Source organism: Ornithinimicrobium pratense (genome assembly GCF_008843165.1).
Classification (GTDB): domain Bacteria; phylum Actinomycetota; class Actinomycetes; order Actinomycetales; family Dermatophilaceae; genus Ornithinicoccus; species Ornithinicoccus pratensis.
In genome coordinates this window covers 2,439,269-2,454,202 of record NZ_CP044427.1, presented here as the reverse complement: position 1 = coordinate 2,454,202, position 14,934 = coordinate 2,439,269, and the positions used below count along the sequence as shown (strand labels likewise).

Annotated in this window: 13 protein-coding genes; 8 read left to right on the top strand and 5 right to left on the bottom strand. The window is 70.5% G+C overall.

Features of this window, described 5'->3' with window-relative positions; all coding sequences use genetic code 11:
* Window positions 1-46: 46 nt before the first annotated feature.
* The 5 genes from FY030_RS11265 to FY030_RS11245 form a co-directional block, all read right to left on the bottom strand.
* Window positions 47-1,255: an ABC transporter ATP-binding protein gene (locus tag FY030_RS11265; RefSeq protein WP_158061589.1), complete on the bottom strand. Its 1,209-nt coding sequence runs from the start codon at window positions 1,253-1,255 to the stop codon at window positions 47-49.
* A complete protein-coding gene (locus FY030_RS11260; RefSeq protein ID WP_158061588.1) occupies window positions 1,252-2,310 on the bottom strand; it encodes an ABC transporter ATP-binding protein in 1,059 nt (352 codons plus the stop codon). The genes FY030_RS11265 and FY030_RS11260 overlap by 4 nt, the downstream gene beginning before the upstream one ends.
* A gap of 10 nt (window positions 2,311-2,320) precedes the next feature.
* Window positions 2,321-3,352, bottom strand: coding sequence for an ABC transporter permease (locus FY030_RS11255; protein ID WP_158061587.1), 1,032 nt, complete (start codon window positions 3,350-3,352; stop codon window positions 2,321-2,323).
* A gap of 7 nt (window positions 3,353-3,359) precedes the next feature.
* Window positions 3,360-4,370 carry an ABC transporter permease gene (locus FY030_RS11250; protein ID WP_158061586.1) on the bottom strand — a complete coding sequence of 337 codons (1,011 nt, stop codon included), beginning with the start codon at window positions 4,368-4,370 and terminating at the stop codon, window positions 3,360-3,362.
* 112 nt (window positions 4,371-4,482) lie between these two features.
* On the bottom strand, window positions 4,483-6,204 hold the full coding sequence (locus FY030_RS11245; protein ID WP_158061585.1) for an ABC transporter substrate-binding protein: 1,722 nt from the start codon (window positions 6,202-6,204) through the stop codon (window positions 4,483-4,485).
* Between the two features lie 196 nt (window positions 6,205-6,400).
* Here FY030_RS11245 and FY030_RS11240 point away from each other — a divergent pair, with 196 nt between their 5' ends.
* From FY030_RS11240 to FY030_RS11205, 8 genes are all read left to right on the top strand, one after another.
* A complete protein-coding gene (locus tag FY030_RS11240; protein ID WP_158061584.1) occupies window positions 6,401-6,841 on the top strand; it encodes a (deoxy)nucleoside triphosphate pyrophosphohydrolase in 441 nt (146 codons plus the stop codon).
* Window positions 6,842-6,886: 45 nt separating this feature from the next.
* Window positions 6,887-8,815 carry a translational GTPase TypA gene (typA, locus tag FY030_RS11235; protein WP_158061583.1) on the top strand — a complete coding sequence of 643 codons (1,929 nt, stop codon included), beginning with the start codon at window positions 6,887-6,889 and terminating at the stop codon, window positions 8,813-8,815.
* Window positions 8,816-8,818: 3 nt separating this feature from the next.
* Window positions 8,819-9,781, top strand: a complete 963-nt coding sequence (mshB, locus tag FY030_RS11230) for an N-acetyl-1-D-myo-inositol-2-amino-2-deoxy-alpha-D-glucopyranoside deacetylase (RefSeq protein ID WP_238348244.1) — start codon at window positions 8,819-8,821, stop codon at window positions 9,779-9,781.
* A 116-nt stretch (window positions 9,782-9,897) separates the two neighbouring features.
* Window positions 9,898-10,353: a flavin reductase family protein gene (locus tag FY030_RS11225; RefSeq protein ID WP_158061582.1), complete on the top strand. Its 456-nt coding sequence runs from the start codon at window positions 9,898-9,900 to the stop codon at window positions 10,351-10,353.
* A gap of 123 nt (window positions 10,354-10,476) precedes the next feature.
* A complete protein-coding gene (locus FY030_RS17100) occupies window positions 10,477-12,282 on the top strand; it encodes a VanW family protein (RefSeq protein ID WP_158061581.1) in 1,806 nt (601 codons plus the stop codon).
* Between the two features lie 60 nt (window positions 12,283-12,342).
* Window positions 12,343-12,669 (top strand): ferredoxin, encoded by a 327-nt coding sequence (fdxA, locus tag FY030_RS11215; protein ID WP_158061580.1) that lies wholly within the window; start codon window positions 12,343-12,345, stop codon window positions 12,667-12,669.
* A 60-nt stretch (window positions 12,670-12,729) separates the two neighbouring features.
* The gene (locus FY030_RS11210) at window positions 12,730-14,040 is read left to right on the top strand and encodes a citrate synthase (RefSeq protein ID WP_158061579.1); all 1,311 of its coding nucleotides are present in this window, start codon (window positions 12,730-12,732) and stop codon (window positions 14,038-14,040) included.
* Window positions 14,041-14,145: 105 nt separating this feature from the next.
* On the top strand, window positions 14,146-14,931 hold the full coding sequence (locus FY030_RS11205) for an LOG family protein (protein WP_238348243.1): 786 nt from the start codon (window positions 14,146-14,148) through the stop codon (window positions 14,929-14,931).
* Window positions 14,932-14,934 lie beyond the last annotated feature (3 nt).

Below are 14,934 nucleotides of genomic sequence, written 5' to 3'. Positions count from 1 at the left end.
CTCCGCCACCGGCCCGGGTGGTCAGCCGGGCCAGCGGAGCGCGCCCTCAGTCCACGTCGGCGACGTGCCCGGTGACGTTGGCGTAGAGGGAGTCGTCGCTGTCCGACTGCTTGTCCGTGGGGTCGGTGAGCACGACCTTCACGTCGTGTGGCTGGATCTCGCCGCTGGCGATCTCCTCGGCCCAGTGGCAGGCCACCCGGTGGTGGGCCGGCACGCCGTCGATCTGCACGACCCTCAGCGGGGGGCGCTCGTCGTCGCAGCGCGTCTCCTGCCGCCAGGGGCAGCGGGTGTGGAACCGGCAGCCCGGGGGCGGGTTGGCGGGGGAGGGCAGGTCACCGACCAGCAGGATCTGCTCGCGGGAGTCCTCGACCTCCGGGTCGGGGACCGGCACGGCCGAGAGCAGGGCCCGGGTGTAGGGATGCAGGGGAGCGGCGTAGAGGTCGTCTGCCTCCGCCTCCTCGACGAGCCCGCCGAGGTACATCACCCCGATCCGGTCGCTGATGTGCCGGACCACGGCCAGGTCGTGGGCGATGACCAGGTAGGTCAGCCCGAACTCCTCCTGCAGGTCCACCAGCAGGTTGATCACCTGGGCCTGCACCGAGACGTCCAGCGCGCTCACCGGCTCGTCGGCGACGATCAGCTGCGGGTCCACGGACAGGGCCCGGGCGATGCCGATGCGCTGCCGTTGCCCGCCGGAAAACTCGTGGGGGTACTTCGTCAGCGCGGTCCGCGGCAGCCCGACCGCCTTGAGCAGCTCGACCAGCCGGTCCTTGGCCTTGCCGCCCTTGACCATGCCGTGCGCCTGCATCCCCTCCAGCAGCAGCTGCTCCACGGTCTGGCGGGGGTCCAGGCTGCCCAGGGGGTCCTGGAAGACCATCTGCATGTGCCGGCGCTGGGTGCGCAGCTTCTCGCCCTTGAGCGAGGCCAGGTCCACCCCGTCGAAGTAGACCTCACCCTCGGTGAGGTCCTCCAGGCGCAGCAGCGCCCGGCCGAAGGTGGACTTGCCGCAGCCGGACTCCCCGACCAGGCCGTAGGTCTCCCCGCGGCGGATCTGCAGGTCCATCCCGTCCACGGCATAGACGTGACCAACCGTGCGGTCGAGGATCACGCCCCGCTTGATCGGGAAGTGCACCTTGAGCCCGCGAACGTCGACGAGCAGGTCGTCCTGGGCACCGGGGTGCTGCTCGGCGCGGTCCGGGCGGGGCTGTGCAGGGTCCTCGGCACGGGGCTCGGGGCGCTCCGCTGGGGTGCTCACGGCCGGCCTCCCATCGGGTTGTGGCAGCGCAGCAGGTGCGCCTCCGGGGCATCGGGGTCGGCGCCGGGACGCTCGGTCTCCAGGGCCGGGGTCACGGACAGGCAGGTGTCGAGCGCGTTGACGCAGCGGGGCGCGAACGCGCAGGCGTGGTCCCAGGGCAGGTTGTCGGCGACCGACCCCGGCACCGGGGACAGCCGCTCGCGCCCGCCGTCGAGGCGGGGGATCGAGGCGAGCAGGCCGTGGGTGTAGGGGTGACGCGGGTTGGCGAACAGCTCGTGGCGCTGGGCCCGCTCCACGATCCGGCCGCCGTAGAGGACGTTCACCTCGTCGCAGAGCCCGGCGACCACGCCGAGGTCGTGGGTGATCATGATCAGCGCGGTGCCCGACTCGGTCACCAGCTCCCGCAGCAGCGCCAGGATCTGGGCCTGGATCGTCACGTCCAGCGCGGTGGTCGGCTCATCGGCGATGAGCAGGCGGGGCTCGCAGGCCAGCGCCATCGCGATGAGGGCGCGCTGCCGCATACCCCCGGAGAGCTGGTGCGGGTAGTCCTTCAGTCGCCGGGTCGGGTCGGGGATCCCCACCTTCTCCAGCATGTCCGCGGCCTCCTTGCGGGCCCGGTCACGCTTGGCGCGCTTGTGCCGCTCGATCACCTCGGCCACCTGCACGCCGAGCGCCACAACCGGGTTCAGTGAGGACAGCGGGTCCTGAAAGATCATCGCCATCTCCGCGCCGCGTCGGTCGCGCATCTGCGCATCGGAGAGGGTGAGCAGGTCCTCGTCGGCGAACCGGACGCTGCCGGTGACCTGGTTGCCGCGCTGGGGCAGCAGCCGCATGATCGCCAGCGAGGTCACCGACTTGCCGCAGCCGGACTCGCCCACCAGGCCCACCGTCTGGCCCGGGGCGACGTCGAAGGAGATCCCGTCGACGGCCTTGAAGGGTCGCTTGCCCTTCATGCCGAAGGTGACTGACAGGTCCTCGACGTGCAGCAGGGGCTCCCCGTGGCTGCCGGGGCGGGCCGGCCGGGGGGCCGGCTGGTTCGTGGTCGGGTTGGTCATGGACGCCACCTCACCGTCGGGACTTGGGGTCGAGCGCCTCGCGCAGGGACTCACCGACCAGGGTGAACCCCAGCGCGACGACGATGATGCACAGGGCCGGGTAGTAGGCCAGGTGCGGGAAGGTGTTGAAGTACTGCTGGCTCTGGCCCAGCATCTGCCCCCACTCCGGCATCCGGTCATCAGGGTTGCCCAGGCCGAGGAAGGACAGCGCCGCCGCGTCGATGATCGCGGTGGCCAGCACCAGCGTGGCCTGCACGATGACCGGGCCGATCGAGTTGGGCAGCATGTGCCGGAAGACGATGGGCGCCTTCTTCACCCCCAGGGCGGTAGCCGCGACGACGTGGTCGCTGCGGCGCTGGGCCAGCATGGATCCGCGCAGCAGCCGGGCGAAGATCGGGATCTGCACGATGGCGATCGCGGTGATCAGCGTCCACTGGGAAGGGCGGGCGAACATCGCGGCGATGGTGAAGGCCATCAGCAGCGAGGGGATGGAGAGCAGCACGTCCACCACGCGCATCACGGCCGCGTCCACCCAGCCGCCGAAGGCGCCGGCCAGCGTGCCCAGGGTGACCCCGCCCACCAAGCCGCCGAGGGTGGCCAGGACGCCCACCATGAGGGTCTGCCGGGAGCCGACGATGAGCCGGGAGAGCACGTCACGACCGCGGTCGTCCGCGCCCAGCGGGAAGCCGGGCTGCGGGAGAGGCACCGGGTTGGCCTGGCGGGAGACCTCGCCGATGAGCAGGCGGGCGCTGGGGTCGTGCGGGGCGATCCAGGGCGCGATGATCGACAGCACCAGGAAGGCCACCACGATGGCGGCGCCGATGAGGAAGATCACATTGCGCCGCAGGCGGTGCCAGGCGCTGCGCCACAGGCTGACACCCTCGTCCTCGCCGACGCTGCCGGCGTCGGAGACCTGCACGTCACGCACCGCGATGTCGGTGGCGGTGTCCGCGTCGGCGCGGGGGCCGCCCGCCGAAGACGCCAGCGAGTCGATGCGCTCCTTCTTGGCCTTGGGCGAGAGGGGGTTGGTCGGTCGGTTCATCGATGCCTCACTTCGCCCGGACGCGTGGGTCGATCACGGCGTAGGCGATGTCCACGAGCAGGTTGACGATGATGTAGATCAGGGCCGCCATCATGATGAGGACCTGGAGCACGGGATAGTCTCGCTGCTCGAACCCGCGGGCGAGCGCGTCGCCGATGCCGCGGATCGAGAAGACCCGCTCGGTCAGCACCGCCCCGGCGAGCAGCGCGCCGATCTGCAGACCGACCGTGGTGACGACGGGGATGAGCGCGTTGCGCAGGATGTGCCGCCCCCGGATCACCTGGGAGGTCAGGCCCTTGGCGCGGGCGGTGCGGACGTAGTCCTCGTCGAGGACGTCCAGCACCGAGGCGCGGGTGATGCGGAAGATCACCGCGAACGGGATGGAGGCCAGGGCCAGGGCCGGCAGGATGAGGTGCCTCAGCGCGTCCCAGGCGGCGTCCCACTCCCTGGTCAGCAGCCCGTCCAGGACGAACAGACCGGTGACGTCGGTGGAGTTGATGCCGACCGTGGACCGGCCCGAGGCCGGCAGCCAGCCGAGGTTCACGGCGAAGACGTCCCGCAGCACGAAGGCGAGGAAGAAGACCGGCACGGCGACACCCACCAGGGAGAACATCACCGCACCGGTGTCCAGGGGACGGCCCCTGCGACGGGCCGCGACGTAGCCGAGCGGGATGGCCAGGGTGACGGCGATGAGCAGGGCGAACAGGCTCAGCTCGATCGTTGCCGGGAGCCGGGCGAGGAAGACCTGCAGGGCGTCCTGGCCGGGAGCCACGAAGGTGGAGGTGCCGAAGTCGCCGCTCAGCGCCCGGGTCAGGAAGCGCCAGTACTGGACGAAGATCGGCTGGTCCAGGCCGAGCGCCCGCTCCAGGGCCTCGCGGTCCGCGGCCGTGCTGCGCTCACCGAGCAGCGCCGAGACCGGCCCACCGGGCAGCGAGCGCAGCCAGATGAACAGCAGGACGCTGAGCATGAACAGCGCGATGACGGCCTGGAACAGTCGTCGCACGATGTACTTGGTCACCCGGGAAACCTACCTTTCAACCTGCGCGGGAGGTGTTCACGACACCGCCGGGGCAGCTCTGGACGAGCTGCCCCGGCGGCGGTGAGGCTCACTGCTCAACGAGCAGGGACGCTCACTCGTCGATCGTGACGGTGGAGAAGTCCTCTGCCGCCAACGGGCTGGTGATCAGCCCCTGCACGGCCTCGGAAACCACGATGGCAGGCGGGGAGTGCGAGATCGGCAGGCCGGGGAGGAAGTCCTCGGCGATGCGAGCGTTGATCTCCTTGTACATCTCCTCGCGCGCGTCCGGGTCCGGCTCGGAGTCCGCCTCCACGAGCATGTCGGTCAGCTCGTCGGCGAAGTCGTAGTTGCCGGTGTCGAAGGCGTTGTCCTGCTGGGTGAAGAAGGTGCCGATGAAGTTGTCCGGGGAGCTGTAGTCACCGGTCCAGCCCAGCAGGTAGGCCGCGGCCTGGCCCTGCTCGGTGCCCTCCAGGTAGCCACCGGTCCACGGCATCGGCCGCGGGTTCACCGTGATTCCGACAGCCTCCCAGTCCGAGCGGATGGCGTCGAAGATGCTGGCCGGGTCCGGCATGTAGGGCCGGGTCACCTCGGTCGGCTGCCAGAACTCGATCTCCAGGTCGGCGTGACCGGCCTCCTCCAGCAGCTCGCGCGCCATGTCCGGGTCGTAGGCGTAGGGCTCCAGGTCCTCGTTGTAGCCCGGCAGCGTGTCCGGGAAGAACTGGCTGGCGGCCTCGGCGCCCTCCGGCAGCTGGGACTGGACCAGCTGGTCGCGGTTGATGGCGTGCGAGAGGGCCTTGCGGACGTTGACGTCCAGGAGCGCCTCGTTGGTGGTGGCGTTCAGACCCACGTAGAGGATGTTGAACGCCGGGCGGATCTCGATCGTGTTGCCGTCCTCCTCCAGGCTGTTCCAGTCCACCGGGTTGGGCAGGTCGTAGCCGTGGATCTGGCCGGCCTCGAGCTCCTGGCGACGGGTTGCCTCGTCAGGGATGGACCGGACGACCATCTCCGCGACGCCGGCCTTCTCGCCCCAGTAGTCCTCGAACCGCTCCAGGGTGACGGTGCCGTTGGCCTGGTCGTAGCCGGCGAACTGGAAGGCGCCGGTGCCGGTCGGGTGCTCGGTCGCGTAGGCCGGGTAGGTGAAGCCCTCACCGGCGGCCTCGACGTTGTTGGCGTCGTGCTCCTCCATCGCCGACGGGCTGTGGATCGCGTAGGCGCCGTGGGCCAGGATGTCGGGGAACTTGGAGGTGTAGCGGGTGATGGTGACCTGGGCGGTCATCTCGTCGGTGGCCTCGCAGGACTCATAGAGCGAGTCGCGGTCGGACTGGTCGGCGAACCCACCGAAGTTGTTGTTCCAGTAGTAGGTGACGGCCGAGTTCTGGGCAGCGCCCGTCTGGTTGTACCACCGGTCGAAGTTCGCGCAGACCGCCTCGGCGTCGAGGTCGGTGCCGTCGTGGAACTTCACACCTTCACGGATCTGGAAGTCCCAGGTCAAGCCGTCCTCGGAGCCCTCGTAGGACTCCGCCAGACCCGGGATCGTCTCGGCGGTGCCGGGCTCGAAGTCCAGCAGCTGCTCGTAGATCTGGCGGGTGATGCGGAAGGTCTCGCCGTCGCTGGCGTAGAACGGGTCGAACAGCTTGGGCTCGCCCGCCGCGCCGAAGATGAACGTGGCGTCGGACATTTCCCCGTCGCCGCTTCCGTCGCCGGCCGCGCCAGTAGCGGCGCCGTCGGTGTCGGTGTTCTCGCCATCGCTTTCGCGCTCGGACTCGGCGCAGGACGAGAGGACTAGGGCCAGTGCGGCGGCGCCGGCCACCGCGGCAGCCTTGCGATTGATCATGTGTCTCCTCCTCGAGATGTCGGCCGCGCCACTGAGGCGCCGGCCATGAGCCGGTGCACCGGCGATATCGAACCTCACCACAGGTCGGTCTCCGGCGGGAGATGTCCACGCGGATCTTTACGAGAACGTAACCTGCGCCTCGACGGTCACCGGCGTCCGTCACCGGCGTCGACGGGTGGGCTGCGACGATGGCGGTATGCCAGCGCGCCCGCACCAGCCCTGCGTCTTGGTCTCGGCCGTGGCCCTGGTCGACGACCTCTCCCGCCCCACCCGGGTCCTGGCCGCACGGCGGACCCGGCCCGCCTCGTTGGCGGGCGGTTGGGAGTTCCCCGGGGGCAAGGTGGAGCCCGGCGAGACCTCCGCGCACGCCGCGCGCCGGGAGGTGCAGGAGGAGCTCGGCCTGCGGGTGCGCCTGGGGGAGCGGGTCGGCCCGGGCGCCTGGACCCTGTCGACCACCGCCGTGATGGACCTGTGGTGGGCCACCGCGCTGCCTGGAGAGCCCTGGCCCAGGCCCCTGCAGGACCACGACCAGGTGCGGTGGCTGACCCTTAAGGACCTGTTCGAGGTGGCCTGGCTGACCGCCGACCTGCCCATCGTCGAGCACCTCGCCGGCCTGCTGCATACCCCTTGCTCCTGACCGACGTGGCAGGAGCAGGCCGTCGGACCTGAGAGACTGGAGACTATGCCTCTCGCTGACACCAGCTCCGGCGTGCGCGCCGCCACCCGTGACGACATCCGCAACGTGGCCATCGTGGCGCACGTCGACCACGGCAAGACCACCCTTGTCGACGCCATGCTCACCCAGGGCGGCGCCTTCGCCCAGCACCAGAAGGAGGGGACCGAGGTCGAACGGGTGATGGACTCAGGTGACCTGGAGCGGGAGAAGGGCATCACGATCCTGGCCAAGAACACGGCCATCCGCTACACCGGCACCTCCGCCCCCGAGGGCGGGATGACCATCAACATCATCGACACCCCCGGGCACGCCGACTTCGGCGGTGAGGTCGAGCGTGGGCTGTCCATGGTGGACGGCGTGGTCCTGCTGGTCGACGCCTCCGAGGGGCCGCTGCCGCAGACCCGCTTCGTGCTGCGCAAGGCGCTGGCTGCGCAGAAGCCGGTCGTGCTGTGCATCAACAAGGTGGACCGCCCGGACAGCCGGATCTCCGAGGTCGTGGACGACGTCTACGCCCTGTTCATGGACCTGCTCGATGATCACGACCCCGAGCGCGTGGAGGAGGCCCTTGACTTCCCCGTGGTCTACGCCTCGGCCAAGGCGGGCCGGGCCTCCCTGACCGCGCCCGCCGACGGCGGGCTGCCGGACGAGCTGGACCTCGAGCCGCTCTTCGCCACCATCCTCAACACCGTCCCGGCGCCGACCTATACCCCCGGTGCACCGCTGCAGGCGCACGTGACCAACCTGGACTCCAGCCCGTTCCTGGGTCGCTTGGCCCTGTGCCGCGTCTACGAGGGGGAGATCCGCAAGGGCCAGCAGGTCGCCTGGTGCCGCCGGGACGGTTCGGTCGTGCGGGTCAAGATCACCGAGCTGCTGCTCACCGACGGGTTGGAGCGCAAGCCGGCGCAGGCAGCCGGCCCCGGTGACATCATGGCCATCGCCGGCATCCCGGAGATCACCATTGGCGAGACGCTGGCGGACGCCGAGAGCCCCGTGCCGCTGCCCTTGATCACGGTGGACGAGCCGGCCATCTCCATGACGATCGGCACCAACACCTCGCCCATCGCAGGGCGGGTCAAGGGCTCCAAGGTCACCGCGCGTCTGGTCAAGGACCGGCTGGACAAGGAGCTGGTCGGCAACGTCTCGCTGCGGGTGCTGCCCACCGAGCGCCCGGACGCCTGGGAGGTCCAGGGCCGCGGCGAGCTGGCGCTGGCGATCCTGGTGGAACAGATGCGCCGTGAAGGCTTCGAGCTGACGGTCGGCAAGCCGCAGGTGGTCACCAAGGAGATCGACGGGAAGCTGCACGAGCCGGTGGAGCGGCTGACCGTCGACACCCCCGAGGAGCACTTGGGCACCATCACCCAGCTGATGGCGGCGCGCAAGGGCCGGATGGAGCAGATGACCAACCACGGCACCGGGTGGGTGCGGATGGAGTATGTCGTGCCCTCCCGCGGGCTGATCGGCTTCCGCACCGAGTTCCTCACCGAGACGCGGGGCACCGGCATCGCCCACCACGTCTTCGACGGTTACGCCCCCTGGTTCGGCGAGATCCGCACCCGGCAGTCCGGCTCCCTCGTGTCCGACCGGACCGGCGTGGCCACCACCTACGCGATGTTCAACCTGCAGGAGCGCGGCACCCTGTTCGTCGAGCCGACCACGGAGGTCTACGAGGGGATGATCGTGGGGGAGAACTCCCGGGCCGACGATATGGACGTCAACATCACCAAGGAGCGCAAGCTCACCAACGTCCGCTCCGCCGGCGCCGACGTCCTGGAGCGGCTCGTCCCGCCGCGGCTGCTGTCCCTGGAGCAGAGCCTGGAGTTCTGCCGCGAGGACGAGTGTGTGGAGGTCACGCCCGAGGCGGTGAGGGTGCGCAAGGTGATCCTGGACGCCAACCAGCGGGCCCGGGCGACGTCGCGGGCCAAGCACCAGGGGTGAGCCGTGCCCCAGCGACCCGAGGACCCCTTGCGCCGACCCGACCTGCGTGACGGAGCGCCCGACGGGGGTCCGCTGCGGCTGGTCGCGGTGCACGCCCACCCGGACGACGAGACGCTGGCCACCGGCCTGACCCTGGCCCACCACGTGCAGGCCGGGGACGAGGTCCACGTGGTGACCGCGACCCTGGGGGAGGAGGGGGAGGTGATCACCCCCGAGGTGGCCCGCCTGGAGGGCACCGAGGAGCTCGGCCCGTACCGGCGCGGGGAGCTCGCCCGCGCGATGGCCGCGTTGGGGGTGCGCCACCACTACCTGGGTGGCGACCCGCCTCGCTGGCGGGACAGCGGAATGGCCGGGTCGTCCGCCGCTGCTCATCCCCAGGCCTTCGCCGGGGCGGACGTCGAGGAGGCCGCAGGCGAGCTGGTCGATGTCCTGCAGCAGATCGACCCGGACGTGGTCCTCACCTATGACCCCTGGGGCGGCTACGCCCACCCCGACCACGTCCAGACCCACCGGGTCACCGTGGCTGCCGTGGAGCGGCTGTGGTCGCTCGCCCCCGACCCGGAGGCGGGCGCCGGGGCCGATCGGCGGCGCGGCCAGCGACCGGCTCTCTACGTCACCGTGCTCCCGCGCTCGTGGGCGCTGGAGGATCGGGCCTGGCTGGCGGCGCACGTGCCGTCCGGCATCCTCAGCCCGGCCGGGTGCGAGGCGAAGGTCCCGGCCCCGCACGACCCCTTCCCGCCGAGCGTGGTCCCCGACCACGTGGCGACGCACGCAGTCCAGGATGCTGCGGCCCTGCCGCTGCAGGTCGCCGCACTGCGCGAGCACCCCACCCAGGTCACCGTCTTCGACGGTTTCTACACACTGTCCAATAACGTCGCCGCCCGGCTGCCGGGCCGGGAGGCCTTCGCCCGCTGGCCCGACGCCCAGCAGGCGCTCGTGGACGCCCAGGGGGTGCTGGAGCCCTGAGCACCACCGACCACCTCGAGGACGGCCACGACAGCGACCACCACCGTGACCACCACAGCGACCACCACAGCGACGTCGTCAGCGAGCCGATCGACCCGGCGCGCTACCGGCAGGCCATGGGCCGGTTCGCCAGCGGCGTCGCCGTCGCCACCTCCGTGCTGCGCGGTCACGACGTCGCGCTGACCGTGGACACCCTCACGAGCGTCTCGCTGGACCCGGTGCTCCTCCTGGTCAGCCTGCACAACGAGGCCCGGGTGCTCGAGGGCGTGCTGGAGGGCAGCCCCCTGGGGGTCAGCGTGCTCGCCGCCCGGCAGCGTGGCCTCGCGGAGTGGCTCGGCGAGCCAGGCCGCCCGCTGCACGGCCAGCTCGCCCGGATCCCGCACGAGCGCGGCCAGGTCACCGGCGTGGCTCTGCTCACCGGGGTGCTGGCCAGCTTTGAGTGCCGCACCTACGCCCTGCACGAGGCGGGCGACCACACCATCGCGGTCGTCGAGGTCGTGGGGATGTTGGCGGGTCCTACCGACGAACCCGGTCTGGTCCACTACCGTGGGCGGCTCGGGGAATTACGCTGAGGCGGGGGCACCCCGGCGCGCCCCGCGCGGCTACCAGCCATCGGACCGCAGTATCGGACCGCGGTATCGGACCGCAGTATCGGACCGCAGGGCAGACCCCCGCACGAGAAGGGACGTAGGGCGATGAGCAAGGGCACGCAGAGCCCGAGCGGCCTCCGTGAGGAGCCCGCTGCCGGCCGCGGCTGGTGGTCGGTGTTGCTCGCCCTGGCCGTGGCGGTGGTGCTGCTGGGCGGCGCCTACGTCGCCGCGGCCTACTACTTCAAGGACCGTCAGCCCGCAGGGGTCAGCGTCGCCGGGGTCGACATCGGCAGCCTGACCCGGGAGCAGGCCCAGGACGTGCTCTCCCGCCAACTCGCCGAGCTGACCAGCTCGCCGATCACCGTGCGCACGCCCGTGCCGGGGGCGCAGGAGCCTGAGGAGCTCAGCCTGGTCCCTGAGGAGGCGGGGTTGCGCCTGGACGTGGACGCCACCTTGTCCGATGCGACCCGGCTGTCGTTCGACCCGCGCGAGCTGTGGTCGCACGTGGCCGGGACCGACCAGGAGTTGCCGCTCCGCACCGCGGTCGACCAGGAGGCGCTCGATGCCGCCGTGACCGGCCTGGCGGAGGACTACGACCGCGACCCCGAGGATGGTGAGGTCACGATCGGGCCGGACGGGGTGGAGGCCAAGGAGGCGGCCATGGGGCACAGCCTCGACGTCCCGGCGACCGCGGAGGAGATCCGGGAGGCCTGGCTGACGCCGGGCTGGCCCACGGGGGAGGACCGGGAGGTCGAGGGCCACTCGGCCGAGGTGGTCCCCGAGCTGACCCAGGCTGAGATCGACCGCTTCACCCGCGAGGAGCTGGACCCTGCGCTCGGTTCGCCCGTGCTGGTCACCGCCGCTCGCGGCGACGGTGACGACGAGCTGACCGCGACCGCCGAGCTCGTCGAGCGCGACCTGCGGGCGCTGCTGGCTGTGCGGCAGGAGGACGGGAGGCTATCTCTGGAGCTGGACAAGGAGGGGCTGCTGGACCGGGTCCGGCAGGACCTGGGGCAGCTGGAGGCCGGCCCCCTGGACGCCACCGTCCGGCTCGACGGCACGGAGGTGCAGGTGGTGCCCGCCCAGGTGGGTTACGCGCTGGAGGAGGACGGGGTCGCCGACGCCGTGCTGGCCGCCCTCGCGGAGGAGGGGGAGGGGCGCACCGTCGAGGCCGGGGTCTCGGTGGTCGAGCCGGCCATCCCCACCGAGGTGTCCGAGGGCTGGCGGTTCCGCCCGATGGGCAGCTTCGTTTCCGCCTTCCCGACCGGCCCGGCCAACGAGGCCCGGACGGCTAACCTGCGGGCCGGGGTGGCTCACGTCAATGGCACCGTGGTGATGCCGGGCGAGCAGTTCAGCCTCGGCGCGGCCCTCGGGGACATCTCCGAGGAGGCCGGGTATGTGGAGGCTCCGGTGATCATGGACGGCCGCCTAGTCATGGGTCTGGGCGGTGGGCTGTCGCAGATCTCGACGGTGGTGCTCAACGCGTCGTGGAACTCCGGCGTCCAGCTCGATGCCCACACCCCGCACTCCTTCTACATCTCCCGCTACCCGGCCGGTCGGGAGGCCACGCTGGCCTACCCGGTCATCGACAACCTCTGGACCAACGACACCGACACCCCGGTCGTGGTCCGCGCCTGGATCAGCGGCGATGAGATCCACATGACCTACCTGGGGCAGCGTCAGTACGACGTGCGGACCATCGACGGGGAGCGGCGCAACATCACCCAGGGCGGGGAGGAGGAGGACGACAGCGAGGACTGCGTCCCCCAGGCCAAGTCCGAGGGCTTCACCATCACCGTCGTCCGCGTCCTGTCCCGCGACGGCCAGGAGGCGCACCGTGACGAGTTCACGACGACCTATCAGGCTTCCGACCAGGTGACCTGCACCCACCCGGATGCCGGTCAGCCCTGACCACCTCCAGAGGGCGCCCCGGTGCGTCTGGCACCCCGCTTCACGGCATACTCTGTCCCTATGACCTACGTGATCGCCCAACCGTGCGTGGACCTGAAGGACAAGGCCTGCATCGAGGAGTGCCCGGTCGACTGCATCTACGAGGGCGAGCGTGCGCTCTATATCCACCCCGACGAGTGCGTCGACTGCGGTGCCTGCGAGCCGGTCTGCCCGGTAGAGGCGATCTACTACGAAGATGACGTGCCGGAGGAGTGGGCGGACTACTACAACGCCAATGTCGAGTTCTTCGACGACCTCGGCAGCCCCGGCGGAGCGGCCAAGATGGGGATCATCCCCAAGGACCACCCCCTGGTCGCCGCCCTGCCGCCCCAGTCGCACGACGAGTGACCGGGCGTTGCCCGTCGACCGACTGACCCCCGCCTGCCCCGCCCCCGACCAGGAGGACTTATGACCGACGACACGACCACCGCCCACGAGCCGGCCACCCTCACCCACGCCGGCCAGGACCTGTCGCTGCCGGTCGTGCCGGCGGTCGAGGGCAACAACGGGCTGGACATCAGCGCCCTGCTCAAGACGACCGGAGACGTCACGCTCGACGTCGGATTCGTCAACACCGCTGCCTGCAAGTCCGCGATCACCTATATCGACGGCGACGCCGGCATCCTGCGCTATCGCGGCTACCCCATCGAGCAGCTGGCCGAGAGCTCCAGCTTCCTGGAGACCAGCTACCTGCTGATCTACGGCGAGCTGCCCACCGCCGAGCAGTTGTCGGCCTTCGACAGCCGGCTGCGCCGCCACACCCTCCTCGTGGAGGACATGAAGAACTTCTTCGACGGCTTCCCCCGCGACGCGCACCCGATGTCGGTGCTGGCCTCCGGTGTGGCCGCCCTGGGCACCTTCTACCAGGACAGCCACGACCCGTACGACCCCGAGGCGGTGGAGACCCAGACCTTCCGGCTGATGGCCAAGCTGCCCACGATCGCCGCCTACGCCTTCCGCAAGAGCCAGGGTCGCTCCCTGCTCTACCCGAACAACGACTACAACCTGGTCGAGAACTTCCTGTGGATGACCTTTGGTCAGCCCACCGAGCCTTTCGACCTTGACCCCGACCTGGCCAAGGCCCTCGACCTGCTGTTCATCCTGCACGCGGACCACGAGCAGAACTGCTCGACCTCCACGGTGCGCCTCGTCGGCTCCTCGGAGGCTGACCTGTTCGCCTCGATCTCAGCCGGCATCCAGGCGCTCTCGGGGCCCCTGCACGGGGGCGCCAACTCCGCCGTGCTGTCGATGTTGAACAAGATCAAGAGCGAGGGTGGTGACGTCGCCGAGTTCGTCCGCAAGGTCAAGAACAAGGAGGACGGCGTCAAGCTCATGGGCTTCGGCCACCGGGTCTACAAGAACTACGACCCGCGAGCCACCATCGTCAAGAAGACCGCGCACGAGATGTTCGAGAAGAGGGCGGCGTCCAACCCGCTGCTCGAGCTGGCCATGGAGCTGGAGGCGACCGCCCTCGAGGACGACTACTTCGTCGAGCGCAAGCTCTACCCGAACGTCGACTTCTACACCGGTCTGATCTATGAGTCGATGGGCTTCCCCAGCGATATGTTCACCGTGCTGTTCGCGATTGGCCGGCTGCCCGGCTGGATCGCCCAGTACCGCGAGATGATCAACGACCCCGCCACCAAGATCGGTCGCCCGCGGCAGGTGTACACCGGCTCGGCGGAGCGCTCTTTCGTCCCCGTCGACGAGCGGGGCTGAGCCCGCGACGCGAGCGGACGCACGACACGCCTGAGCGGCGGGGCGGTGGGCAACCACCGGCCCGCCGTTCGCGTCGTCCGGTGCCCTCCCGTAAGGTCGGGTGCCGTGAGCCGACGAGAGCACCGCAAGGGGGCTGTGACCCTGCGGGGGGCGCAGGTCCCCAGGACCACGACCGACCAGCGCCTGCTCGACAGTCGCGGACGCGCCGACTGGGTCCACTCCGACCCCTGGCGGGTGATGCGCATCCAGGCCGAGTTCGTCGAGGGTTTCGGCAGCCTGGCTGAGGTGGGGCCGGCGATCTCCGTCTTCGGCTCCGCACGCACCGCGCCCGGGCACCCGACCTACGAGATCGGGGTGGCGGCGGGCCGGGCGCTGGTCGAGGCCGGGTATGCGGTGATCACCGGGGGTGGGCCGGGTGCCATGGAGGCCGCCAACCGGGGTGCGGCCGAGGCCGGCGGGGTCTCCGTGGGCCTGGGGATCGAGCTGCCCTTCGAGTCCGGCCTCAACGAGTTCGTCAACCTCGGCATCAACTTCCGCTACTTCTTCGTCCGCAAGACGATGTTCGTCAAGTACTCCGAGGGCTTCATCGTGCTGCCCGGCGGGGTGGGCACCCTCGACGAGCTCTTCGAGGCGGTCACCCTGATCCAGACCGGCAAGGTCACCCACTTCCCGATCGCCCTGGTCGGGACGCAGTTCTGGGGCCCGCTGCTGGACTGGGTGCGCTCCAGCCTGCTCGGCGGAGGGATGATCAGCGAGGAGGACATGGACCTGCTGCGGGTCACCGACGATGTGGACCAGGCCGTGACCTGGATGCTGGCGCACCGGGCCGCCCGGGCACAGCGCCAGCTCGGCTCCGATGTGCCGGGGGCGGACTATTCGGATCGTTCCTGACGT